Annotated in this window: 21 protein-coding genes; 11 read left to right on the forward strand and 10 right to left on the reverse strand. The window is 61.1% G+C overall.

The window, feature by feature from the left end:
• Positions 1 to 29 precede the first annotated feature (29 nt).
• From AC1D3C_RS12950 to AC1D3C_RS12960, 3 genes are all read right to left on the reverse strand, one after another.
• Entirely contained in the window at positions 30 to 689 is a 660-nt protein-coding gene (locus AC1D3C_RS12950; protein ID WP_038544758.1) for a calcium-binding protein, read from the reverse strand.
• A gap of 270 nt (positions 690 to 959) precedes the next feature.
• Positions 960 to 2,360 carry an HlyD family type I secretion periplasmic adaptor subunit gene (locus AC1D3C_RS12955; protein ID WP_477483168.1) on the reverse strand — a complete coding sequence of 467 codons (1,401 nt, stop codon included), beginning with the start codon at positions 2,358 to 2,360 and terminating at the stop codon, positions 960 to 962.
• 17 nt (positions 2,361 to 2,377) lie between these two features.
• Positions 2,378 to 4,138, reverse strand: a complete 1,761-nt coding sequence (locus AC1D3C_RS12960; protein ID WP_038544756.1) for a type I secretion system permease/ATPase — start codon at positions 4,136 to 4,138, stop codon at positions 2,378 to 2,380.
• A 256-nt stretch (positions 4,139 to 4,394) separates the two neighbouring features.
• On the opposite strand from AC1D3C_RS12960, the gene AC1D3C_RS12965 reads away from it, so the two are divergent.
• From AC1D3C_RS12965 to AC1D3C_RS12995, 7 genes are all read left to right on the forward strand, one after another.
• Positions 4,395 to 4,907, forward strand: a complete 513-nt coding sequence (locus tag AC1D3C_RS12965; protein ID WP_046600977.1) for a MarR family winged helix-turn-helix transcriptional regulator — start codon at positions 4,395 to 4,397, stop codon at positions 4,905 to 4,907.
• Positions 4,908 to 4,951: 44 nt separating this feature from the next.
• Complete coding sequence (locus AC1D3C_RS12970) at positions 4,952 to 6,199, forward strand: glycosyltransferase family 4 protein (RefSeq protein ID WP_477483169.1); 1,248 nt, start codon at positions 4,952 to 4,954, stop codon at positions 6,197 to 6,199.
• A gap of 181 nt (positions 6,200 to 6,380) precedes the next feature.
• Entirely contained in the window at positions 6,381 to 7,862 is a 1,482-nt protein-coding gene (locus AC1D3C_RS12975) for a DUF6212 domain-containing protein (protein ID WP_038544750.1), read from the forward strand.
• Entirely contained in the window at positions 7,852 to 10,530 is a 2,679-nt protein-coding gene (locus AC1D3C_RS12980; protein ID WP_477483170.1) for a glycosyltransferase, read from the forward strand. The genes AC1D3C_RS12975 and AC1D3C_RS12980 overlap by 11 nt, the downstream gene beginning before the upstream one ends.
• 39 nt (positions 10,531 to 10,569) lie before the next feature.
• Complete coding sequence (locus tag AC1D3C_RS12985; protein WP_038589119.1) at positions 10,570 to 11,748, forward strand: polysaccharide pyruvyl transferase family protein; 1,179 nt, start codon at positions 10,570 to 10,572, stop codon at positions 11,746 to 11,748.
• Between the two features lie 53 nt (positions 11,749 to 11,801).
• On the forward strand, positions 11,802 to 12,974 hold the full coding sequence (locus tag AC1D3C_RS12990) for a polysaccharide pyruvyl transferase family protein (RefSeq protein ID WP_477483171.1): 1,173 nt from the start codon (positions 11,802 to 11,804) through the stop codon (positions 12,972 to 12,974).
• A 22-nt stretch (positions 12,975 to 12,996) separates the two neighbouring features.
• Entirely contained in the window at positions 12,997 to 14,103 is a 1,107-nt protein-coding gene (locus tag AC1D3C_RS12995) for a glycoside hydrolase (RefSeq protein WP_477483254.1), read from the forward strand.
• Between the two features lie 63 nt (positions 14,104 to 14,166).
• On the opposite strand, the gene AC1D3C_RS13000 is transcribed toward AC1D3C_RS12995, so the two are convergent.
• The 6 genes from AC1D3C_RS13000 to AC1D3C_RS13025 form a co-directional block, all read right to left on the reverse strand.
• Complete coding sequence (locus AC1D3C_RS13000; RefSeq protein ID WP_477483172.1) at positions 14,167 to 14,925, reverse strand: GGDEF domain-containing protein; 759 nt, start codon at positions 14,923 to 14,925, stop codon at positions 14,167 to 14,169.
• A gap of 200 nt (positions 14,926 to 15,125) precedes the next feature.
• Entirely contained in the window at positions 15,126 to 15,317 is a 192-nt protein-coding gene (locus tag AC1D3C_RS13005) for a hypothetical protein (protein ID WP_038544740.1), read from the reverse strand.
• Between the two features lie 86 nt (positions 15,318 to 15,403).
• Entirely contained in the window at positions 15,404 to 15,955 is a 552-nt protein-coding gene (locus AC1D3C_RS13010; protein WP_477483173.1) for a helix-turn-helix domain-containing protein, read from the reverse strand.
• Between the two features lie 406 nt (positions 15,956 to 16,361).
• Positions 16,362 to 17,432, reverse strand: a complete 1,071-nt coding sequence (locus tag AC1D3C_RS13015) for an LLM class flavin-dependent oxidoreductase (protein WP_477483174.1) — start codon at positions 17,430 to 17,432, stop codon at positions 16,362 to 16,364.
• Positions 17,433 to 17,519: 87 nt separating this feature from the next.
• Positions 17,520 to 18,296, reverse strand: coding sequence for an SDR family oxidoreductase (locus AC1D3C_RS13020; protein WP_477483175.1), 777 nt, complete (start codon positions 18,294 to 18,296; stop codon positions 17,520 to 17,522).
• A gap of 205 nt (positions 18,297 to 18,501) precedes the next feature.
• Positions 18,502 to 19,863 carry an amidase gene (locus tag AC1D3C_RS13025; protein ID WP_477483176.1) on the reverse strand — a complete coding sequence of 454 codons (1,362 nt, stop codon included), beginning with the start codon at positions 19,861 to 19,863 and terminating at the stop codon, positions 18,502 to 18,504.
• Between the two features lie 164 nt (positions 19,864 to 20,027).
• Between AC1D3C_RS13025 and AC1D3C_RS13030 the strand changes: the two genes are divergently transcribed.
• A complete protein-coding gene (locus tag AC1D3C_RS13030; RefSeq protein WP_038589106.1) occupies positions 20,028 to 20,330 on the forward strand; it encodes a hypothetical protein in 303 nt (100 codons plus the stop codon).
• 6 nt (positions 20,331 to 20,336) lie between these two features.
• On the opposite strand, the gene AC1D3C_RS13035 is transcribed toward AC1D3C_RS13030, so the two are convergent.
• Positions 20,337 to 21,191, reverse strand: a complete 855-nt coding sequence (locus tag AC1D3C_RS13035; protein ID WP_477483177.1) for a glycerophosphodiester phosphodiesterase — start codon at positions 21,189 to 21,191, stop codon at positions 20,337 to 20,339.
• A 205-nt stretch (positions 21,192 to 21,396) separates the two neighbouring features.
• Between AC1D3C_RS13035 and AC1D3C_RS13040 the strand changes: the two genes are divergently transcribed.
• From AC1D3C_RS13040 to AC1D3C_RS13050, 3 genes are all read left to right on the forward strand, one after another.
• Positions 21,397 to 21,810 (forward strand): DUF983 domain-containing protein, encoded by a 414-nt coding sequence (locus tag AC1D3C_RS13040; RefSeq protein ID WP_247032366.1) that lies wholly within the window; start codon positions 21,397 to 21,399, stop codon positions 21,808 to 21,810.
• A 101-nt stretch (positions 21,811 to 21,911) separates the two neighbouring features.
• Positions 21,912 to 22,160, forward strand: coding sequence for a hypothetical protein (locus AC1D3C_RS13045; protein WP_038544728.1), 249 nt, complete (start codon positions 21,912 to 21,914; stop codon positions 22,158 to 22,160).
• 121 nt (positions 22,161 to 22,281) lie between these two features.
• Positions 22,282 to 23,139 carry an SDR family oxidoreductase gene (locus AC1D3C_RS13050; protein ID WP_477483178.1) on the forward strand — a complete coding sequence of 286 codons (858 nt, stop codon included), beginning with the start codon at positions 22,282 to 22,284 and terminating at the stop codon, positions 23,137 to 23,139.
• The last annotated feature ends 28 nt before the right edge of the window (positions 23,140 to 23,167 follow it).

Genomic DNA, 23,167 nt, shown 5'->3' on the forward strand with positions numbered 1-23,167 from the left:
GGAGGAGGCAGGGCGCGCAGAAATCATGCTCAGTGAACGGTGAAGTAGTTCTCGGGATTGGCATGAATGTCGTCAGCGTCGACATTGACCAATGTCAGCGTATCGCCATGGCCGAGATCGACGACGACATTGCCGCCGACCTGGGTGACGCGCGAGGCCAGATCGTCCGGCGAGGTCACGTCGAGGCCATTGATGCCCTTCGAGATCTGCAGGATATCCTCGCCAGCGGTGAAGTCGAGAATGACGTCATTGCCGCCGCCGCCGCCGAACACGAAGACGTCATGGCCAGCACCGCCGACCAGGATATCGTTGCCAGCGCCGCCATCGATGATGTCGTTGCCGTCGCCGCCGTAGAGGATGTCAGCACCCTTGCCGCCGGATAAAAGATCATTGCCATGTCCGCCGAGCAGGGTGTCGTTGCCCTTGTCGCCGTAAAGAAGATCATCACCCCAGCCGCCGACAAGATTGTCGTTGCCATCTCCACCGTTCAGCAAGTCGTCGCCCTCGTCGCCGAACAGGGTATCATGTCCCTTTCCGCCGAACAGGATGTCGTCACCTTCACCGCCGAACACGATGTCGTGCCCGTTACCGCCGTTTACGAAATCATCGCCCCCATGGGCGCGGATGAAGTCGTTGAAGCGGGAACCGAACAGGGCATCGTCGTATGCTCCGCCTTCCAATGTGGCCATCTGCCTCTCCTCTTCAGGTTTGTACGAGTGCGTTGTCGGCGCGGGTGCGACGATTTCGCGCTTGAAATGTGCACTGCAAAAAACGGAAGCGCAAGCATGTCTCGAGACAAAATGCCAGATGTTGGGAAATATATTTCCTGAATTGAATATTACCGGCACATTACCCCAATAATCTCCAGTTATATAAATTAAAATTTCCGTATTTTACTTTGAAACCAATTCAATATTCGAAACAATTTCTGCTGTGCAGCATTTCTTTCCATTCAGATACTAATCTTCCCTGAAAGCGCGATTGAAACTTTCGAGGACGGGGGAGGTGATGTAGTCGATCGCGCGGCGTGGCTGGTGGATGATCAGCACTTCTGCCGGCATGCCGGGATAGAGGCGCACATCAGGGTTTGCCTTGAGCGATGCCGGGTCGAGTTTGGCGCGCGCGACGAAAAACGCACTGTTTGATTTCTCGTCGACCGACTGGTCCGCGGCGACATAAATGACCGTACCTTCCATCGGCAGGCGGGACCGTTGATTATAGGCCGTCAGCCGGACCTGGGTATGTGAGCCGACGGCGATGCTGTCGATGTCGCGAGGATTGACGCGCATCTCGACCAGCAGCGGCTCATTCTCCGGAACGATCTCAAGCAACGGTTGGCCGGGCGTGACCGCGCTGCCGGGGGTGCGCACCAAGATGTTGCTGATGATGCCATCCTGCGGAGAGCGGATCTCAAGGCGCCGCAGCACGTCCTTCGAAGCGGTGATCTGTTGTTCGACGTCGGCGAGATCGACCCGTGCGGTGGCGATTTCGCCGGCGATCGTCGACTGAAAGTCGCTTTCGATCCCAGTCAGCGCAAGCTGCGCGCCGGCTGCGGCCTTTTCGGACTGGGCCTTGTTGCCGACGAGTTCGCCCCGTTGCCTCGCAAGCTCACTGAGCCTGGAGTCGATCTCGATGATCTGGGTACGCGGTGCGGCGCCTATCTTCACCAATGAGTCCATCGCCGCGCGGTGCTCCTTGATGAAGCCGATTTGCCGGTCGGTCGCCTCGATCTGGATGTCGTATGACGCTGCCAGTTCGAGGTGTTCCTCGATCGTCTTTCTCTGGACCTCGACGCGTCCGAGCTTGGTCTCGCGCCGCTTTTCAAAAAATATCGTCTCCGCCCTGACGGAGTCGTCGATCGTAACACCCCAGGCGTCGCCGAAATCGCTTGGAAAACTGACTTGCGGCGCGTCATTCTGTTCAGCTTTCAGTCGAGCCAGTTTGGCGATCAGGCCAATGCGCCGGGCCTGAAGCGACCGGAGGCTGGAACGGGCGCGCGTATCCTCCAGTTCGATCAGGGGCTGACCGACGGTAACCTTGTCGCCCTCCTGGACCAGCAATCGGTTCATCACGCCGCCTTCGAAATGGCTGATAGTTTTTCGTTTCGAATCGACGATGACCGTGCCGTTGGCGACCGTCGCGCTGCTGAGTTCGACCGAAAACCCCCAGGCAAAAAATCCGCCGAAGGACACGAGGATCGTGGCGAGCCCCGCAATGACGAGACCGCGCAGCGGTGAACGGCTGTCAAACTGGTCGAACTCCAGGTTCGATGGGCCGGCATTCGGCAAGGCCGGTTGATATCGCTGGATTTGGCGCTCGGAGAGATCGGCGCGGATCGCGAGCTGCTTTTTCTCAATCATGAGGGGTTTGTGCCCGGTCATATTGCGGCTACCTCCCGGGCTGTTTCGCCCGGCATCGTGGCCGGAACCACGGACGTACGCGGTCCGAACTGGGTGATGCGGCCGTTTTCAAGCACGAGCAGCTTGTCGGCGACCTGCATGATGGCCGGCCTGTGAGCGATAATGATGACGATGGCGCCACTCTCGCGGGCGCGCTGGATCGCGCGGATAAGGGCTCGCTCGCCGATCGCATCCAGATTCGCGTTCGGTTCGTCGAGCACGATGAGGCGAGGTTGGTTGTAGAGGCAGCGCGCCAACGCGATACGCTGCCGCTGCCCTCCGGAAAGGGTCAGATGTCCGTCGCCGACCGGCGTATCGTAGCCGAGCGGCAGGCGCCCGACCATTTCATGAATGTCGGCCAGCCGCGCCGCCTCCAGTACCTTGTATGGATCGCTGTCCGCCATTCGCCCGATGTTTTCCCGAATAGTGCCTTCCAGAAGCGAGACGGATTGCGGCAGGTATCCGACTATCTGGCCGAACGAGCTGCGCTCCCAGAGATAGGTATTGTTGCCGTCGAGGAAGACACCGCCGGATGTGGGGCGCAGAACGCCGACCAGCAGGCGCGCAAGTGTCGATTTGCCCGCGGCGGAAGGGCCGATCACGCCCAGAACCTCGCCCGGAGAGAGGGAGAAAGAAATGCCCTTGATGATCGGCACATCCAGGCCGGGGGCTGCGTAAATGAGCTTGTCGACCACGATGTCGCCCGACGAATGCGGCGTCGGCATCGTCTGGCGGATCGCAACGTCCGCCGTGAGGATGGCCTCCAGACGATGCCAGGCCCCGGCCGCCAGCACCCACTGCCGCCAATTGTCGATGAGCGAATCGAAGGGAATCAGGAGGCGCCCAACCAGGATGCTCGATGCCATCATCGCGCCGGGCGTGATTTCCTGCTGCAGCACCAGAAATGCACCGGCCGATAGGGTAATGATCTGGATGGAATAGCGCAGGCTGCGGGTAATGGACGACATCGCCTTGCTCCTGCGCCCGCTCGTTTCAAAGGCGCTGAGGGCCTCCAGTTGCAGGGCGCGCCAACGGGCCGCCAGGGCCGGCAGCATGCCCATTGCCTCGATTGCCTCGGCATGTCGCAGCGAAGCACCGATCTTGGACACCGCCTCGATATTCGTTTGATTCGCCTCCTTGGTGAGTTGGCGGGTCAAAATGTCCGTAATCAGCCCGCCGCAGAGGAGCAGAGCGGCGGAAACGGCTCCGATAAGACCAAAAAGCGGATGCAAAAGGAAAAGGGCGCCAAGGAAAATCGGCGACCACGCCGCATCGAGGGGCGCAGTGACTGCTGACGAGGTCAGGAAACTTCGCAATTCCGAGATGTCCCGAAGCGACTGGGTGGCGCGCGACAGGCCCTGGTCGACCGAGGCCTGAACGGCGGCGGCCAGGACGGGCATGTTCAGTCGGCGCACAAGCGCACCTCCCATGGCCTGGAACGAGAGGGCACGGATGAATTCCAGGACACCGAGCACGACAAGGGCGCCGACGGCCAGAATGATGAGCATTCCAAGCGTGTCCATGCTCTGACTGTTGAGCACCCGGTCATGGACCTGCAGCATGAACAGAGGCATCGTCAGTTGTAACAAATTCAGGCACACGCTCAGTGCCGCGGCATAAAACAATCCCGACAGAAATACACGTTTTGCTTGTGATACCAGCAACCCTGGGCTGCTTTGTTTTCGACCTCCCCGGATTTGCCCCTTGATTGTTGTCCCATTTTGAACAGTATCGCGCATGGCAATTTGCCTCAAGTTAACGTTAGATCAATCAGTCGGAGGACGTATTTCGTTATAGCTAAACCGAAGGATAGTATTGCTTCCTCCAATCTGGCACATAACGGAGGGCTTATGCAAGCTCATGGCAATTGGGGGGAATGGGCGTAGTTGAATATTACTTCAATTTTTGAAGTATTTTCCTGAAATGGAGAGTGGGATGAAAGAAGAAGTTGTGCTTAATTTGCCTGTTGATCTGAACGGCGAACTGACAGTTCAAATGGGCCAGACGGCACAGACAGACCCCAAGCATCCTCAGGATGCAGAGTTGGGGGACCTCCAACAGGTTACATATTTCGAGCTCGCTCGCCTCATGGAGCGGGCAAGCCGGCGGTTCTCGGGCCTGATCCGTGCGGAGCTGACCAAGCTTCGGGTCGACGATATCGGGCCGGCACAGGCGATGATTCTGCTGGCAATCGGCGATTCGGAACTCTCGGTCGCCGAACTCCTGGATCGGGGGCATTATGTCGGCTCCAACGTTTCCTATTATCTGAAACAGCTTGGCGATGGTGACTACATCGATCGGGTTGCCTCCCAGCGCGACAAGCGGTCCGCACGCATCAAGCTGACGGAGAAGGGGCGGCAGCTCAGGGCAAATCTCCGTGACGCAGCGATGGCTTATGAGCGCGCGGTGAATCGTGGCGACCAGGAGCAACGGATGCTTGAAACGGCATTCCAGACTTTGCATCAGCTCGAGCTGGCTTGGGGCAGTACCCCACGGTACGGCGTTTGAATGGTGGGTGAGGGCGTGCCCTTGGCCGTGGGGGAATAGACGCGATGCACGTGGCGTTTGTTCACCGACGGGGTTTCGGTCAGTTCGCTGCCTTGGCCGCCCAACTCGCACAGCAGGGCAACGAGGTCAGCCTCATCACCGAGACCATAGATCAGAAGATCCCTTCCGTTCGAGTCGTTCGACATCGAGCGGAAGCGGGGCCGCGTGCAGATCCCCATATGGCCCGACATATGGGGACTCCCGATCACCATGCGCGAATCGGTCATCGCGTCGCCGAGACGCTCGATGCCATGGTGCGGCAGGGGATGGTTCCCGATGTCGTCGTCGGCCATATCGGCTGGGGAAGCATGATGTTCCTGAAGGATGTGCTCCCGCAGGTGCCCGCATTGGGGTATTGCGAGTTCTTCTACCGGTCGGAAGGGGCAGATATCGGGTTCTCCCCCGACGATCGGCCCGATCTGGAGACGCGCAAGAGGCTGCGGCTGCGCAATGTCGCGCAACTCCTGTCCCTCGAGGCCATCGAGGCCGGCATCAGCCCCACCCATTGGCAGAGAAGTCTCTATCCTGCCGACGCCCGGGGGCGCATTTCGGTGTGTCACGAGGGGATCGATACGGCGCGGTTTCGACCCGACCCGACAGCTTCGGCTACGCTTCCGGATGGACGCGTGCTGAGTGCCGATGGTCCTCCCATCGTCACCTTTGTGGCGCGCGATCTCGAGCCGTATCGCGGATTCCCGCAGGCTCTCGAGGCGGCCGCCAAGGTCGTGCGCCAACGGGCCGATGCTCTGTTCGTCTTCGTCGGAGGAGACGGTGTCAGCTATGGCGTGCCGCCGCCGGGCGGCGGGGCGTGGAAGGATCACCTCCTCAAGTCGCTGGACATACCGCAGGAGAATATCGTCTTTCCCGGCCCGGTGCCGCATTCGGTCTTACGGCAGATCTACCAGATCTCGTCCGCGCATCTGTACCTGACCTATCCCTTCGTCTTGTCCTGGTCGGTGCTGGAGGCGATGGCGTGTGGCGCGCTGGTCATCGGATCGGATACCGCGCCCGTTCAGGAGGTCATACGTTCCGGCAAAAATGGCCTTCTGGTGCCGTTCTTCGATACGGATGCACTCGCCGAGGCCATTCTCGGCGCCCTGGCGAATCCGGAACGTCATTTTGGGATGCGCGCTGCGGCGCGCCGGACAGTCGAGAGGCGTTTCCGGCTGGCGGAATGCCTTAATCGTCAACAGAATCTCATTGAAAAGCTGACCGGAAAGTCTTTTCGAGGCACTCAAGGTGCGACCTCATGATTATTACTTCAATTTTTAAAGTATATTTGGAGTGTATTTCTTTATATCGGTTGAATTTTGTTATTGTGCGCTGCAATGTTAGTTGTTAGGCTTCTCATCGAAGGCGCCGGATGACTTTGATAAAGTTTGGTTATCCGGGATATTTGTTCTTTGTTGCAGGGTAATTCTTCAGGGGCGGTGCGTGCTAAATTTGACGTCTTCCGGCATTGGGAAACAACTGGTGACGAGAAAGCTGATCGCGGCATCTGCCCGGGATCGGTCCTGCTTCGAAGGAAGCGATATCGAGCATCAGGTCGTTTTCCTCGATGCCGATGGCCTTCCTCCGGTGACATTGCAGAATGCTTTTCCATTGGTCGCCGTCGCCTATTCGGACGAGGGAGAGGCGGATCTGCAGGCGGGTCTGGCGCTGCTTGGACCATTGGGCACGGTCCCCGCCGTTCCCATCCGCCGGCTTGATCCCGCAAACAGGCCGGAAAGCCTCCCGCTTCTGCAGGCTCTGACCGAAGGCAGCGTCGGCCGGCTTGCGCGATACAGCGCCTCGATCACTTCGGAGCTTGCGATCCTGCGAAGGGAACGAGAAACACTGCTGGAAAACTACCGGGCGCTCGAAGATGCGTTCCAGGCGCGAAACTGGGAGCCGGTTTCGGAGATTTTCTCCCACGATCCGTATGCTGATCCGAAGGACGAGGGCATCGGGCCGCTACTTGCCGCAGCCTTTATCGAGCAACTTCTGCCGGTATCCAGCCTTGGCGTGGCGGGGTTTGCCCTTCACCTTCACTCGGTGCCCAGAGTCAGCGGAGAGCTTGTCGTCGCGTTGAGCTATCTCGAGAGCGGCGAAGGGGTTGCCGAGTGGACTGTCCCCTATGCGCAGCTCGTGCCGAACTGGAATTTCTTCTCGCTGCCCCGCGCCTGTGGGGGAGCTGCGCGCACGTTGCGGCTGCGGATCTCTGCGACCGGGCCGGAGACTATCGGCCTTTCGCTCGGCTATCCGATCGCCGGCGAGCGTTATTCGGCGCGCTCGGAACTTCCGCATCCGGATCTCGACCTGCGCCCGCTGGCGTTCAAGGTGTTCACGGGGTTGCCCGGGGTCAAGCCCACCAGAACCCCCAACATGATCGCGCCGAGCAACCTGCTTGAAGGCCAGTACACTGTCGACTATCGCTTGGCTGTCGCTACGTTGAGTCAGATCGCCGACGTTTCGGTCACGCCCATCGTCCCGGAATTCCAGACGGTGCGATTCCTCGAGCATGAGCATGCCATCGTCTGCCATCCATTGCCGAGCGGCATATCGGCCGGCGCGGTCAGCCGCGCCGTCGAGCCCGGAACGATATCCTTTTCGGTGACGGCCTTTATCGATCATCCGGAAGGCAAGCCCGCGGCGGTCAGCTTCCTGCTTGCGCCGGCAAATTCGAATGCGCGTTCAGAAGTCGCCGAGATCGCGCGAAAGGGCACGGCCAGACCGTCGGCATTCTTCAGCGGATGGCGCGAAGTCACTTCCAGCGAGGTCGTCAATATCAACATTCAGCTGGACGAGCCGGTACGCGGCCCGATGGATCTGATGATCCTCAGCCGCGCAGTGACGGATTCCGTCGACTTCTCCTGGCTTAAAGTGTCGGGCTTCAGGATGGTCAAGCAATTTACGGAGGCCACCGATGTCCGGTAACAGGGAGCCAGCGGACCTGATCGCCGTGGCCATGCCTCTCTACGGTCACGCGGCACTTGCTCTTGAGGCGATCGAGTCGGTGCTTGCCTCGAAACCCGGCAACTGCCGGATCGTCATCGTCGTCTCCGTCGACGGCGATCCGCGGCATGAGACGTTCGATCAGCTGCTGCTCTACGCCGCGGCCCATCCTTGCATCCATGTCATATTCGGCCGTAACGCCGGCCCGGGCGGCGCACGCAATCGCGCCATCGATTTTGTCATCGAGCACTTTCCCGAGGCGAAGGCCGTCTATTTCCTCGATGCCGACAACCGCATCCTTCCCGGCACGATCGAAACGCTTTACCGGCAGCTCGTCGCTAGCGGCTGCGGGTGGGTTTATACGAATATCGACACATTTTCGGTCAGCTGGCGCGCCCATTACGGCAATCGCTATTCGCGGCTGGTGCACTGCATCACCGACAATATCTGCGATACGGGATCGATGATCTCGATCGAGGTTTTTAAGGACGGCGTCCGCTTCAACGACGACCGGCAGAACGGTTTCGAGGATTGGGAATTCTGGCTGTCGTGCATCGAGCACGGTTTCGTCGGCATCCCCTGCCACGACACCGTCTTCGAATACAGGCTGAGGGCGGAAAGCCGCTTCAAGGAGGCGAACCGCGACCGCGCCACGTCGGTCAGCTTCCTGCGCAAGCGTCACATGCCGTTGTTCCAGCGCCCGATGCTGGTGGATTTCGAACACGAGGATTGCCCGCGTTACCTGTTTGCGCGGACGGAAGATACAGCGATCTCCTTCTTCACCGATCCCACCAAGCCACCGACGATGCTTCGCCTCGACGACATCATTCCGGCCTTCTGGGGCAATATCGGCGAGCCGGACAATGAACATTTTCCACCATTCCTGGTCGCCGGAAGCGGCGCGGCGCTCGATCTTCTGCGACGCTCGCGCATGCTGCCGAACGTGCTTGCTCATCTCGAGCGTCTGAGCGAGGTGAGCAACGTCGTCTTCGTCCAGCTCGCCAACGATGCCGCCCAGCGCAAGATCGAGCCGGTCATTCATGGGCCGGGCGCGCAAAAAATCGGCCCCGCCGATCTCGTTTTCCTGTCGACCCGGATCGTCCAGGACGTGGTCCAGAACAATGCCGTGGACTGGTTCGCCTCGATCGCAAGCCAGCAGGTATGGCCGACATCGGCCGTTCTGAAAGTGCGCTTCCCTTTTCCAAGAAGCCTCCCGCGCCGCTCTCTCATCACGCCTCAGCAGGTGATGATCAATTGCCTCAACGCGATTGCCTCGAGCCCCCTCCGCGAGACGGCGGGCAGGCGGTGGACCTGGCGCCCGGCGCGGCTCGTGCCCTATACCGATCTCCACAAGGCGTTGCGCAAGGAGATCGGAGGATCGCCGGTCCTGCCGCTCGGACACAACGAGGGCAAGCGCACCGTGGCGCTGCTCGTGCCGAACGCCTCGTTCGGCGGGGCTGAAAAGGTCGTCTATGCCGCGGCCCGGGAGTTGAAGGCGGCCGGTTACGAGACCCACCTCTTCGTGCTCGGCACGTCCCGGATGGACGTGATCGACGAATTCGATTCCAGCTTCGACTACATCCATTTCTGGGAGGCGGGAATTCCGGCCTGGGGAGGTTCGGGTTCTTTCCTCGGACAGGATTTCATCGCCGAGGAGCATTCTGTCGACTGGCAGGCGCTCAAAGGGCAGCTTTCCGGTTTCGACCTGGTGATCAACAACCACGTGATGGCCGTCCATCCCCTCATCGCGCGACTGCGCTCCGAAGGCACGCGCACGGCCTGCTATCTGCACGTCGTGGACAACACGGCCTTCAAGAGGCCCGCCGGTCAGCCCTTCGCAGCGATTGCCCACGAACATTGCTACGATGCCTTCCTGACCTGTTCCGAACAGCTCAAGATCTATCTGCACAGCTACGGTGTCCCGCACGAGAAGGTCTTCGCCGTTGCGAACGGTGCGAGCTTTTCGGTGCCGCCCAAAGCCCTGGCGGAGGTTCTGGCCGTCAGGCGGATCGAGCGCAAGGATGACCGCTTGCGGATTCTCTACATGGGCCGGTTCGATCAGCAGAAGGGCATCGACAGGCTGGCGGCGGTGCTCGCGGAATTGCGGGCCGCCAACGTCGCCTTCGACGCCCGGGCTATCGGGGGAGAAATTCTTGCCGATTCCAGGGTCTCCTGGAGTGAACGGCTGAAGGACCTCGGCGTCGACGTGCGCCCGCCGGTCTTTGCGAGCAAGGATCTCATCAAGGCGCTCGGCTGGGCCGATGTTCTCCTCATGCCGTCACGGTGGGAGGGCGCGCCGCTGATGATCGCCGAGGCACAGCAACTCGGCTGCGTGCCCATCGCGACCGCGGTTGGCGCGGTGGACGAGCTCATTTGCGACGGCGAGGACGGCATACTCATCAACGCGGCTTCCGATCCTCAGATGGTGAGGGAGATGGCACGCATTATTGAAGAGGTTGCGCGCAATCGCGGAAAACTTGCGCCGCTCATGGAGGGCTGCATCAGAACCGCCGCACACCGATCATGGACTTCCTCCTTCTCGGAGTTCATCGCGTGGAGCGATCGGTCCGTGAAAAATTCGTCACTGTCCCGCGCCGCGGTCTTTCGCGAGCAGGCGGCGGCAAATCCCGTGGTCGCGGCAGCTGGCTGATTGCCGGGCCGCTCCTTTGAAACAGAAAGGTCTTGTCGAATGCGCCCGCGAATTCTCGTGACGGGTATTCCCGGTCACTACACGCGCCTTGCCAATGGCGCCCATGGTTCGTCCGTCTCCTATTCGGAGCGGCAGAAGCAGCCGGAAACGAAAGAGGAGTTCCTGCAGGAGCTGCGCAACATCAGCAATACCGGGAACTACCTGATCGGCGAAGGCGCCCTGCGGGCGCTCGCGCCGCATGCCAAGCAGGTTCCCTTCTGGCATCTTTACAATCTGAGCAAGAGCGGCAGCGGATTCGATGAGTTCAACGCCAATTTCGATATCTGCGTCTTCACCTGCGCCAACCTGTTGCGCAAGGGGCTTTCCGCGGATGCCGAGGCGGATGTGCTGAGCCGGCTCAACATGCCGATCGTCATGCTGGGCATCGGGTTGCAGAACCGCAAGGACCTGGAAAACAATCTTCCGGAAGGAACGAAGCGGCTTCTGGCCGTCCTGAAGGAGCGAGAGCACTATTTCCTGACACGCGGCTACGAGTCCGCGGGCTTCCTGAAGGATCAGGGTTTTTCCTTCGTGCGCCCGACCGGCTGCCCTTCCGTCTATTTCATGCCGGACAACATGCGCCGGTCGATGAAGAAGCTGCCGAGCGTCAAGATCGGTAAGGCGAAGACCATTTTTTCGGGTTATCTCGGCGGCAATCAGGACGCGATCCTCGATGCGAATGCGCTCGCTCCTGAGGATACCGTACCGCCATACGTCGTGCAGGACGAGTTCCTTCACTTCGATATGAAGGTGGAGCCCAATGACGAGGGCCGTGTCTATGATTCTGCGTCGGGCCGGATGATCGGCGATCTGACTTATCCCGGCACTGAACGGGAGAAGCAGCGGTTCGAGGTTCGCACCTTCTTCGACAACAACCAGTGGCGCGGCTGGGCCTCCTCGATGGATTTCAATTTCGGCCGGCGTTTTCACGGTTCGATCATCGCCATGCAGGCGGCCGTTCCTAGTCTGATGGTGGCGGTGGACGACCGCATGCGCGAGATGCTGGGCTTCACTGGCCTGCCGGCTGTCGACATCATGGAGGTCGACAAGGCGGAGAATCGCGCCGAGTTCGTGGCCGACCATCTGACGCAGCTCAACACCAGCGAACTCGTCGACCGGTATTCCGATCGCGAGAGCGCCTTCCGCACCACGCTTCGCGAAATCGGCATCGGCCTTTAGCGAGGCCCTATCCAGGGCCCGCGAGCCATCACCCTTCGGTTCAGAGGACAGTCATGCGTATCTTGCTTACGGGCATTCCATCCTATCTGCAGCGGACGATTGCGGACGTCTCCGGCACGACCGTTATCCATCGGCCCTATTTCGATGAGACGAGGACAAAAAAGGACCTGATCGCGCAGGTCAGGAAGATCGCCAATACCGGCAACTACCTGATCGGCGAGGGAGCGGCCGAGAGCCTGCGCGGCCATAACGTCACCTATCTGCCGTTCTGGCATCTGGCCAACAATCGGGACTCGAACGAGATTTTCGAGCAGGTGAACCGCGAGTTCGATCTATGCGTCTTCGCCTCCGCCAATCTGCTGCGCCCCGGCTATTCCGCCGATCTCGAGGCGGAAATCTTCGCGAAGCTGACGATGCCGATCGTGGTGATGGGCATCGGCATCCAGCGCAAAGAGGGCCTCAAGGATCAACTGCCGGCCGGTACGCTCAAGTTCCTGGACGTGTTGCGGAACAAGGAAAGTTTCTTCCTCACGCGAGGTTACTTCACAGCCGAATTCCTGCGGGAGCAGGGGATGAAGTTCGTCAAGCCGACGGGCTGCCCGTCACTCTATTTCTCGCCGAATGATATGAAACGTTCGCTGACCGCGCTCGCCAACCCGGCGCTGGCGGAAGCCCAGAAGATCGCCTTCGGCGGCTATCTCGGCAGCGTCGCCGACACCATCGTTGACGCCCACGCACTGCTCAAGCCCGACAGTGTCGCAAGCTATGTCGTGCAGGACGAACTTGTTGCCTACAACCTTTCGCTGACTGGCAGCGACACTGACATCGCCTATGACCGGTCGAGTGCGCGCATCACCGGGGGCACGGAATACAAGCATTCGGAGAAATGGCAGCGGAAATACGAGTTGCTGGTCTATTTCGACACGAACCAGTGGCGCGGGGCAATGTCCGAGCGCGATCTCTGCTTCGGCCGCCGCTTCCATGGTTGTATCATCGGCATGCAGGCCGGCACGCCTGCCCTGATGATCGCCGTCGACGACCGGATGCGGGAAATGCTGGAATTCATCGGCTTCCCTTATATCGAGGCCTCCACCTGGAACAGGGAGACGGACAAGCGCGCCTATCTCGCCAACTTCCTCGGCAAGATCGACACGCAGGCCGTGATCGACCGTTATTCCGCGTGCGAGGCGAATTTCCGCAGTGCTCTGGGGCAGATCGGACTATGAGCGGATGAAGGCGGCGCTGCAGATGCGCGTGATCCTTGCCTGTGCGCTGGCGGTGCTCTGGGCGTTTGCCCCGGTGCCGCCGGCCGGCGCGCGCGACGTGGCTATCGATCGCATCGGCGTCAACCGGGTAAACCTCGCCTGGCTTTCTCGTGCCGATCAGGAGCGCATCCTGAAGGAAATCGCGGCGAGTGGCATCACCCATGTCCGGCTTTCGCTGTCGATGCCGGTGGACAGGAGCATCGATGCGCTCGAAATCGCGGACCGGCTGGGGCTGAAAGTCCTTCTCGAGATCCAGCTCGGCAACAGGGATTATTATCCCCCGGGGGTACGTCCCCGCTCCGGTTTCGGCCGTGTCTGGGATGTTCAGCGGCTTTCGGATCTCGACCTTGATCTTTACCGGGCGCAGTTGCGCTCGGCCCTTCGCCGCATCGACGGCATGGGCATCCGCATCGACGCCGTTGAGCCCGGAAACGAGATAAACTACAGCGCCTACAACGGCGACCTCGTCGTCTACGAAAAGCCCGGGCGACGGACGCCGCGCAACGTTTCGGAAGTCGCAGACCGCACGGCGTTCGGGCGCGGGCTTGACGCCTATGTCGGTGCCGTTCGCATCACGCGGGAGGAGTTGCGGGCGACGGTCCATAGCCGCGAGGCGCTTTTGATCTCGGCCGGGCTTTCCGATGTCGGCACAAGCGAGGCCGACCGCCGCGGCATGGAACGGCTCGACCCCGGCGAGTTCATTTCACTCCTGCAGGCCCGAGGGATCGATGCGCTGGTCGATGGCTATGGAATTCATCTCTATCCGGGACGCAAGGACGATGCGGCGCTGACACGCTATGTCAGAAAGCTTCTCAACTTCTGCCGGCCTGAAGGTCAAGGCAAGCCGTGCTGGGTGACCGAATGGGGCATTGCCAACACCGCACTTTCCTGCCCGGTCGACGATCGCCCACGGGAAGTGGCGGTTCGTGCGGTGCGCCGCAGCTTTGAACAGCTGATGGATGAAGGAAGGCTGAGAGCGGCCTTCTATTATGACTGGGACACCCAACCGGTCTATAGCGTCTGGCGCTGCGGCGCCTTAAGCCCTGCCGGCGTCGCGGCCACGAAAACGGGTAACGGCGACGCGAGGTAGGAAAATCCATGACCTCAAGATCGGAAAGGCTGGATATGCGCGGCAGACGCTAGGGTTTCCCGCTCAAGAAAACCGCTCCCGGAACAGGGGCGAGCCGGCTTCCTCCTCCGCGATGGCGGCTCGGTTGGCAGCCTCGCGCAGCGCCTGAAAGTCGGTTTGGTGCTCGACCCTGGTGCCGCCAAGCCGCACCGTCACCGATATCTGCCGCTCCTGTCCGGCTGTGAACGTGGTTTCCCTTACCTGCATGCGGATACGCTCGCAGATCTTGCTGGCATTTTCCGTTGACGTGCCGGGCAGATAGATGCCGAGTTCGTCCGAGGCAAGGCGGGCGACGAGATCACCAAAACGCACGGAAGAATATACGATCCGGACCATCGATTGAAGCAGTGTATCAGCCCATTGTGGACCGTAACGGCGATCGATCGCATCGAAATCATCAATCCTGAGAACGAGCAAGACACCATCGGAGCTTTCCGTGCTGCTTATGCGTCTGCGTTCTATCGCATGCTCGACCGAATTCGCAAATTCGCCGGCGCGCATCGTGCCTGTGACCGGGGCACGACCGAGCGCCTGCCGAAGCTCTTCTTGGGTATCACGAAGCGCTTCGTTACGCAGATAAAGCGCCAATTGAAGCGGAAATGTAACAGCGGCCGATATCAACGCCACGGCTGTCAGTTCTACCCAGAACGGACGTTGGGGAACAAGCAGGCTCAACACCCAAACAATCGCGATCGCTCCAATCGCAGCCGCGAGGGTGCGGAGCATTGCCGTCTTGATATGCGGTATGATTAAAGCTTGGCGAAAACGGGAATACAGGGTCATCGGTTGGCGGAGCTTTTGTGGTGGTCTCTATCTTTGAGATATTCCGTGAAATACCGGGTGAATAAATCCTATGGTATTTTAACAGGGTGCGAAGAATTTGATCGCCACGATCAACCGGATCACTAGCCTGGGAGGCCTATCGCCGATGCCGTTGGCGCAGAGCCGGCATTGGTTCAGATTTTCTTGATGCCGCCAGTTTCCTAGATGGATGGCATCCGCTGCTGTTCGTCGGCCTTTGCATGGTAGAGCGCTTCCAAGGCGCTTTGCGCCCTCAGAAGCTCGTCAGTATGGGTCTGCGTGATGCTTGATACAAGGGCTGCGACGAGCTCGCGCCTGCGCTTCACGAGGTTTTCGATTGCCGCTTCTACCGCATCCAGGTGCTCCTGGGCCATGATATTCTCCTGTGATGGAATGCCGTCAGCCAGGGGCACCTTTGATCGGCTTGGCAGCCGCGCCGCCGCAAATTCGAACGATTTGGTCAGTTCAGCGCGACAGTGACCGGCTCATGGCCGCTCTGTCCAGACCTTTCGCGCAGCATCTGTTTTCGCCATGCATTAGGAGCAATTCCGTACAGGCGGCGGAAACTGTGGGTGAGGTGCGCCTGGTCGGTCATGCCGCATTCCAGGGCGATCTGGCAGAGCGGCTCGTTGGTGTCGGTCATCATCCGGCAGGCCGTTTCCATGCGCATGCGGGTGACGTATTTGTGCGGTGTCTCGCCAAGGCTTGCCTTGAAGGCGCGCTGGAAGTGGCCGCTGCTGAGGTTGCAGAGAGTTGCCAGGGCCTCGATGCGGATTGTCGAGCGGAGATACATGTCGACATAGGTCTGCACGTTGCGCATCTGCCAGGGAGTGAGGCCGCCGGCGGCGATCTGGCGGAGCGCCGGATCGGATCCGGAGTGATCCGGATCGCCCATGGGCGGCCTGGTGACAAGTCCTTCAAGGTCGATCTCGGACGCCCAAAACCTTGAAACGTCGTCGCGCCTTGTCGAGGGGGGGGCGGACTGGGCCTTCGCGGGCTGTGGGGAGTGCATCCTTAAGTCTCCTTCACTCTCAGTGTGCTTGATCTCGGGTCGGCGCGACGTCGAAGGGAGGCAAATGGGAGGATGCCCCTCGGCTCGTATCGATGATCGGAATTTTAACGCCGAGGCAGGCGGTGAGACTATTGAACAAGGGGACTGTTCCCCCTATCCAAAGGTATGACCGGGACGCACGGAAATTGTCTTGCCACCTTCGGAAGCCTGCGTGTCTGCCCCGCACCACATCAAAAAAGCTCCGGGTCGATGGTTCCGGAGCTGTTGCTTTCTTTGTCAGTCGGTGAAGTCCCGGCGGCGCCGCTTCAGTCGAAGAATGCCCGTCGTCTTCGATGAGATAACGCTGGTCTGGAGGCCTGACGGCGGAGGAGAGACCGACTGGTTCCGCAATAACCGGCGTTTCGCGTCAGCGGCGCAAAAGCGGGAGCAACTGGTCGCCCTGCCGCTTGATCTCCTGGAGATAAGGCGTGTCGGAGAGCACGAAATGGGTGATGCCGAGATCCTCGTATCTGCGCAGCGAACGGGCGACGTCTTGCGCTGAACCAACGAGCCAGGTGGTGCCGGCGCCACCGCCGCCGAATTTCCCGGGTGCGGTGTAAAGGTTGTCGTCGAGGACATCGCCGCGCTCGTGCAGTTCGAGCAGCCGGCGCTGGCCAACGGCGACCGGCTTTCCGTGGTCGTTCCAGTTGCCGGCCTTGCCCTTGGCCATCTCGGCGACCTTCGCCTCGGCATCTGCCCAGGCCTGTTCGGTCGTGTCGCGGACGAGGGTGGTGATCCGCAATCCGAATTGAAGCGGAGGAAGGTCGCGGTCGAACTGCCTGCTCAGTGCCTTCAGCCGTTCGATCCTCTCCCCCACGCCGTCGAGCGGTTCACCCCAGAAAAGCTGGATATCGGCTTCCGTCGCGGCCACCCGTTCGGCGGCTTCCGAAGCGCCGCCGAAATAGAGTTTCGGGTGCCTGCGGTCGCCGCGGGGTTGGAGGCGAGGCTCGATCGTGGAACCGGTGACCCGGAAATGCTCGCCCCTGAACGTAACGTTTTCTTCGGTCCACAGCCGGCGGACCAGCCGCATGAATTCCTTGGTACGCGCATAACGATGCGCCTGATCGCCCTCGCTGTCGCCATAGGCGGCGAGGTTATCCTGGCCCGAGACGATGTTGACCCGCACTCGACCGCCGCTCAGGTGGTCGAGCGTGGCCGCGGCGGAGGCGAAATTGGCCGGCCGCCAATAACCCGGGCGGATGGCGACCAGCGGCTCGAAGGTGGTGGTACGGGCGGCAAGGGCGGTTGCGATGGTGAACGTATCCGGCCGGCCCCAGCCGGTGCCGACGAGCGCGCCTTTCCAGCCGTGCTCCTCCAGCGCCTTGGCATGGCTGGTCAGCGTCTCCAGGCTGTTGTGGTTCTCGGCGGAGGAATCGCCGCGATGGCCGGCTTTGACATCGTTCGGGATATACCAAAGGAACTCGGAATTGCTGCTCATGTTATCGACCTGCATCTTTAATGACTGAAATAGGGAAATGAGTGGAAGGCAGCGTGGCGCACGCCGGCCGGGGTCCGAGAGGTTCCGTCAGACGACGATCGGGTTGAGGGCGCCGTCCATCCCGATCACGACGCCGGTGACGTAGCTTGCCTTCGGCGAACTCAGGAAGGTGACGACGTTGGCGATCTCGTCAGGCGTCGCCATACGGCCGAGGGGGATGCGCTGGACCAGCTTTTCGAGCGCCGCCTGCTCGCTGATGCCGTGGAGTGCCGCCTCTGCCCGAAGGCCCTCGGTTACCCGTTCCGTTTCGGTATTGCCGGGATTGATGCCGATGATCCGCAATCCGCTGGCGGCATAGGCGTTCGCAAGGCCGACGGTCGCCAGCATCAGCGCCGCATTGGCGGCCCCGCCCGGAAGGTGGATCGGTGATGCGACCTTGCCGCCGCCGCCGATGACATTGACGATCACGCCCGCCCGGCGGGCAGCCATCCGTTTGACCACGGGGTCTATGACGTTGATGTAGGAGAAATATTTGGCGTCCATCGCGGCCCGCCAGTGGGCCGGGCTGAGGTCCTGGGGCGGCGTGCGTCGCGCAGCGCCCGCGCAGTTGACGAGAATGTCCAGCGCTCCCACGTCGGCTTCGATCTTGTCGACGAGCGACAGCGCCTCGTTTTCCGATATCAGATCGGCCGCAAAGCCGATCGCGCCGGGCAGTTTTGCCAGAGCCGCATCGATATTCGCCTGGGAACGCGAACAGATGACGACGCGCGCGCCTTCGGACAGGAGAGATTGGGCGCAGGCGAGGCCGATGCCCTTCGAGCCGCCCGTGATCAATGCCGTCTTGCCGTTCAAATCGAGTTGCATGGTGCGCCACTTTCCTCAAAATCCAGGGGAGAGGCTAGGCTCCCGAGGATATCGGAACAAGCAAAAGGCAACTGCCGTGATCCCGGTTACGGGGAAACGGTTCCTTAGTTAGCTGTCCAGGGAGGCAACTCTTCCATGCGGCGCACCTGGGCGCAATTTGCGGGGGCGCTGATGTCTGCTGGAGCCGATCCGGGCTCCGCCATTCCTACCCTCTGATGATTTCCTCATAAGCCATGGCGGCCTGCAGCAGTGTTTCGTCGCAATTGGCATTGGCCGACAGGAGGAAGCCGACCGGCATGCCGGCGTCGCCGGTGCCGCACGGGATGGAGACGCCGCACCAGTCGAGGAAGTTGCCGAAGCCGGTATTGCGCAGCGTCCTGCCGTTCGTGGCGAAGAACAGCTCATCGTCCTTTTCCAGTGGCGCGATCGGCGGGGCGACATGGGCGACCGATGGCATGGCGACCAAGCAGTCGCCGACCAGTGCCTCGGTTTCGGCAATCATCCGGGCGCGGTTTTCGACGATGGCAATATAGTCGGACAGGCTGGTCTTTTCTCCGAGGCGGGTGCGGGCGACCACCCGGTGGTCCATCTCCTCGGCATCCGGTCCCGACAGCTTCTCGCGATGCAGGGCGAAGGCTTCGGCGGTCACCATCGGACCGTATTTGACCATGAGCTTCGGGAGTTCGTCGAAGGTCGGGAAGGCGAAGCGGGTGATCCTGGCTCCGGCCTTTGCAAGGCGCTCGATCGCCGCTTCGAAGGCGGCCACCACGCCCGGCTCGGCGCCGTCGAGGACGATATTGGTCGGGATCACGATATCGAGCGGTCGGGCCGGTTGGCGGGCCGTCTGCGGTGCTGCGAGCCCGCGCATGGCGGCATCCACCCAGACCGCATCCTGCACCGTGCGGCAGAGCGGGCCGAGCGAATCGAGGCTGGTCGCCAGCGGATAGACGCCGTTCATCGCATAACGGCCGCGGGTCGCCTTGTAACCGACGATGCCGTTGAAACCAGCCGGGATACGGATCGAACCGCCGGTATCGGTGCCCATCGCGACAGGCACGAGGCCGGCTGCGACCGCGACGCCGGAACCGGAGGAGGAGCCACCGGGAATGCGCGGCGCATCCTTGCCATGCGGATTGTGTGGCGTGCCGTAATGCGGGTTGATGCCGATGCCGGAAAAGGCGAATTCGCTCATGTTGGTGCGGCCGACCGCGACCATGCCGGCCTGTTTCAGCAGATCGACGATCGCTGCGTCCTTCGTCGCAGGCGCGGCCTTCTTCAGCACTTTCGAGCCGGCGGTGGTCGGCAGGCCCTCGATGTCGAAGAGGTCCTTCCAGGCGATCGGAATGCCATCGAGCAGGCCGAGCGAGCGGCCTTCCTTAAGGCGCTTGGAGGAGCCTTGCGCTTCCGCGAGGGCGCGGTCCTCAAGAAGCGAGATGAACACGGCCTTGTCGGGATAGGCCTTGATACCTGAGAGGACCGATTCCGTGACCTCGATCGGATCGACCTTGCCCATCTGGATGAGCGCGGAAAGCTCGGCGATCGACATCGCTCCAAAGGTTTTCGTCACGGCTGTCATTCTCCCCATTGCGTTACTGGCGGCCCACAGATGTATCGGATATTTTGGCGATGGGTAGAGGATTTATCGGCTCGCCGGGTGGTATGGAACCTCCCGCACATCCGCGAAGTTCAGTGAGTCCACCGCGTCAGCGGGACATCGGGAAGGATCAGCCCATGAGAAATATCATCGCCATAACCGGTCTCGTGATCGCGCTTGCCGGCTGCAGCACGGACGGCGGCGGAACCACCGGAGCAATCGACATCGGGCCGGGCATCCGGCCGATCCCCGGCAGCATCACCTATCGTGGCCAGCCGCGCACCAAGCTCACCAAGTCGCCGATCGGCAGCGTCGTGCCGCACGAGTTCCGCAACGAACTCGGCCAGCGGGTCGAGGAAAATTACATCATCCAGCCGGACCGCAGCCTGAAGCTGGTCAGCCGGCGGGTGTTTCGCGATCCGTTCGGGTTGGACGATTGATGAACTTCAACCGGAAATCGCCGCCCAGGCACGTTCCGTGGCGACCGGTTCGTCGGTGGTGATCTGATCCGGCTTCAGCGCCATCAGGGCGGAGAAGCTGCGGGCTTCTGCCTCGTCGAAACCGGCGTCCGGGTTCTTGAGGTTGAAGGTCCATGCATCCACCAGCCTGCCGGCATCGTGGCAGAGGCCGATCAGGTCGAGCCCGTCCTTGGCGGCCTGCAGCACCAGCGGCCAGTGCAGATAGATGGTGTCCGGCTCGGTCGGGCCGGCGATATCGGCGCGCAGATCGGTTTCGACGGCCTTCAGGCCCTGATGGCGATAGATCTCCATGAGCTTGCCGGTCGGGTCGATGCCACGCTTCAGGCCCGGCAGTCTCTGCTTGATGGCGACGACAAGATCGAGATCGGCGCCGCTGACGATGATCGAGGAGCCGGCATTGCCGAAATGATCGGCGAGATGATTCATGCCGCGTCGGCCGATCGCCTCAAGGTCGTCCTTCATGTCGAACTGCAGCAGGGCGTCCGGATGCGCTGTTTGAAGCATCGTCGCCAGATCCTCGCTGAGGATCGGCGGATGGCCGCCCTGCAGAAGCGACAGGCCGCGGATAGTTTCGGGCAAAGCATCACGGATGAGGCCGTGGCCGGTGGTTTCACCGTCGAGCTCCTCGTCGTGCAGCACGACGAAGCCGCCATCGGCGCGGACGCGCAGGTCGAGTTCGGTCGATGCTCCAAGGCGAAAACCTTCCACCATGACGCGCGCGGAAAACAGCGGGTCCTTGAAGCTGCGGCGCAGGCGATGCCACTTCAACCGGGTGAAATGACCCTGATGGGCGATGCCGAGGCCTGAAAATTCTGAAGCCATGAAATTCCGTCTAAGGTGAAGGGCAACGATTCGATCGACGCCAGACTATTGTTTTGGAGCTGCCTGCCATAGATCGATGACAGAAGTTTCGTGCCGAGCCTCAAAAGCCGAGATTGTGCCCGGCAGGGAACGACTTGTTATAAAGGTCTGCCGGATAACTATCCGGAAAACACATTTTGTCTCCTGTCACGAAAGGCAGATTTCCATGTCCCATGACGCGAACTGGGCGCCTCTTCCTCCCTATAGCACCGGCCCGCGCGGCCGTTGCCCGCGTTGCGGCCAGGGGCATCTGTTCAACGGGTTCCTGTCGATGCGTCCGGCCTGCGAGGTCTGCGGCCTCGATTATTCCTTCGCTGATCCCGGAGACGGTCCCGCCTTTTTCGTGATGTGCTTCGGCTGCATTCCGAGCATTGCGCTTGCTGTCTGGATCGAGACCAGTTTCCAGCCGCCATTCTGGGTGCATCTGCTGATCTCGCTTCCTTTCCTGCTCATCACCTGCCTTGCGCCGATGCGGCCGCTGAAGGGTTGGCTGGTCGCGAGCCAGTATTTTTACAAGGCAGGCCCCGGCAAGGTCGACCGGGAGCCATCATCGCCCGTTGACGGCGAGAACGGCGGCTGACCGACGGAAGGACTTCGGGGCTCGCGTTAAAACCGAGCCGGAAGATGAGGAACAATCTTCTCTGCAAACCATTCGGCAGGTGACAGTTCAAGGAGCCTGCAATGTCCGATGCCGATGAAATCGAAATGGAAACGCGCCGAAGGTCGCTCGCGGTCGAGGGAGCGATGCTCATGCTGATCGACGGCCTCGCCGCCCGGGGCACCATCTCGGCAGACGAGGCGGAGGACATGTTGCAAATCCTGTCGAAGAGCTCGGATTTTTCGGCGGCGCGGGCTGCAAGCTCGCTGCGGATCGTCAATCAGCTGAAACGCCTGCGGCGGGGCGACGGAGCAATCACCCCTGGGGCGTGAGCCGAAAGGTGGGGTCGCGTCGCATTTTCTCTTTTTTGATTGTGCATTTTGATTGGGAACAACTCCAGACGAGGCCAGTTGGGGCGATCAGTTCGCGACCTCGACAACAAGGAAGATTTTGATGGCCCAGTATCCCACTCCGCCGTTTCCCGAACAGCAGCAGCCGATGCCGGGCTTTACCGGGCGCATGGATCCGGTTCCGGATCACGGTGAACTCTCCTACCGCGGTTCCGGCCGGCTGGCCGGCAAGAAGGCGGTGATCACCGGCGGTGACAGCGGCATCGGTCGGGCCGTGGCGATCGCTTATGCCCGCGAGGGCGCCGATCTCTTGATTTCCTACCTGGACGAAGACGAGGATGCCGAGGATACCAAACGCTTGGTCGAGGAGGCCGGGCGCAAGGCGGTCCTGGTGCCGGGCGATATCAAGACCGCGGCGCATTGCCGGGCGATCATCGACAAGGCGGTCCAGGAGTTCGGAGGGATCGATATCCTCGTCAACAACGCTGCCCATCAGGCGACGTTTTCCGACATCGGCGACATCAGCGACGAGGAATGGGAACTGACCTTCCAGGTCAACATCCATGCGATGTTCTATCTCACCAAGGCGACGGTTCCCTACATGAAGCCGGGTAGCGCCATCATCAACACGGCCTCGATCAATTCCGACAGTCCGAGCCCGACGCTGCTCGCCTATGCGACCACCAAGGGCGCGATTCAGAATTTCACGGCAGGTCTCGCACAGCTGCTGGCCGAAAAGGGCATACGCGCCAATGCGGTCGCGCCCGGGCCGATCTGGACGCCGCTGATCCCCTCCACCATGCCGGAAGACCGGGTGAAGGAATTCGGCAAGCAGGTGCCGATGAAACGTCCCGGCCAGCCGGCCGAGCTTGCGACGGCGTATGTCATGCTCGCCGACCCGCTCTCCAGCTACGTTTCCGGCACGACGATCGCCGTCACCGGCGGCAAGCCCATCCTGTAGTTAAGCTCTCCTCCCACGACAACAGCGG

This window comes from Neorhizobium sp. P1_A6, assembly GCF_056406795.1.

Bases quoted from the DNA above. Each gene is read 5' to 3' on its own strand.
- AC1D3C_RS12950 (WP_038544758.1), bottom strand. From the start codon at position 689: ATGGCCACATTGGAAGGCGGAGCATACGACGATGCCCTGTTCGGTTCC.
- AC1D3C_RS12955 (WP_477483168.1), bottom strand. From the start codon at position 2,360: ATGATTGAGAAAAAGCAGCTCGCGATCCGCGCCGATCTCTCCGAGCGC.
- AC1D3C_RS12960 (WP_038544756.1), bottom strand. From the start codon at position 4,138: ATGCGCGATACTGTTCAAAATGGGACAACAATCAAGGGGCAAATCCGG.
- AC1D3C_RS12965 (WP_046600977.1), top strand. From the start codon at position 4,395: ATGGGCCAGACGGCACAGACAGACCCCAAGCATCCTCAGGATGCAGAG.
- AC1D3C_RS12970 (WP_477483169.1), top strand. From the start codon at position 4,952: ATGCACGTGGCGTTTGTTCACCGACGGGGTTTCGGTCAGTTCGCTGCC.
- AC1D3C_RS12980 (WP_477483170.1), top strand. From the start codon at position 7,852: ATGTCCGGTAACAGGGAGCCAGCGGACCTGATCGCCGTGGCCATGCCT.
- AC1D3C_RS12985 (WP_038589119.1), top strand. From the start codon at position 10,570: ATGCGCCCGCGAATTCTCGTGACGGGTATTCCCGGTCACTACACGCGC.
- AC1D3C_RS12990 (WP_477483171.1), top strand. From the start codon at position 11,802: ATGCGTATCTTGCTTACGGGCATTCCATCCTATCTGCAGCGGACGATT.
- AC1D3C_RS12995 (WP_477483254.1), top strand. From the start codon at position 12,997: ATGCGCGTGATCCTTGCCTGTGCGCTGGCGGTGCTCTGGGCGTTTGCC.
- AC1D3C_RS13000 (WP_477483172.1), bottom strand. From the start codon at position 14,925: ATGACCCTGTATTCCCGTTTTCGCCAAGCTTTAATCATACCGCATATC.
- AC1D3C_RS13005 (WP_038544740.1), bottom strand. From the start codon at position 15,317: ATGGCCCAGGAGCACCTGGATGCGGTAGAAGCGGCAATCGAAAACCTC.
- AC1D3C_RS13010 (WP_477483173.1), bottom strand. From the start codon at position 15,955: ATGCACTCCCCACAGCCCGCGAAGGCCCAGTCCGCCCCCCCCTCGACA.
- AC1D3C_RS13015 (WP_477483174.1), bottom strand. From the start codon at position 17,432: ATGAGCAGCAATTCCGAGTTCCTTTGGTATATCCCGAACGATGTCAAA.
- AC1D3C_RS13020 (WP_477483175.1), bottom strand. From the start codon at position 18,296: ATGCAACTCGATTTGAACGGCAAGACGGCATTGATCACGGGCGGCTCG.
- AC1D3C_RS13030 (WP_038589106.1), top strand. From the start codon at position 20,028: ATGAGAAATATCATCGCCATAACCGGTCTCGTGATCGCGCTTGCCGGC.
- AC1D3C_RS13035 (WP_477483177.1), bottom strand. From the start codon at position 21,191: ATGGCTTCAGAATTTTCAGGCCTCGGCATCGCCCATCAGGGTCATTTC.
- AC1D3C_RS13040 (WP_247032366.1), top strand. From the start codon at position 21,397: ATGTCCCATGACGCGAACTGGGCGCCTCTTCCTCCCTATAGCACCGGC.
- AC1D3C_RS13045 (WP_038544728.1), top strand. From the start codon at position 21,912: ATGTCCGATGCCGATGAAATCGAAATGGAAACGCGCCGAAGGTCGCTC.
- AC1D3C_RS13050 (WP_477483178.1), top strand. From the start codon at position 22,282: ATGGCCCAGTATCCCACTCCGCCGTTTCCCGAACAGCAGCAGCCGATG.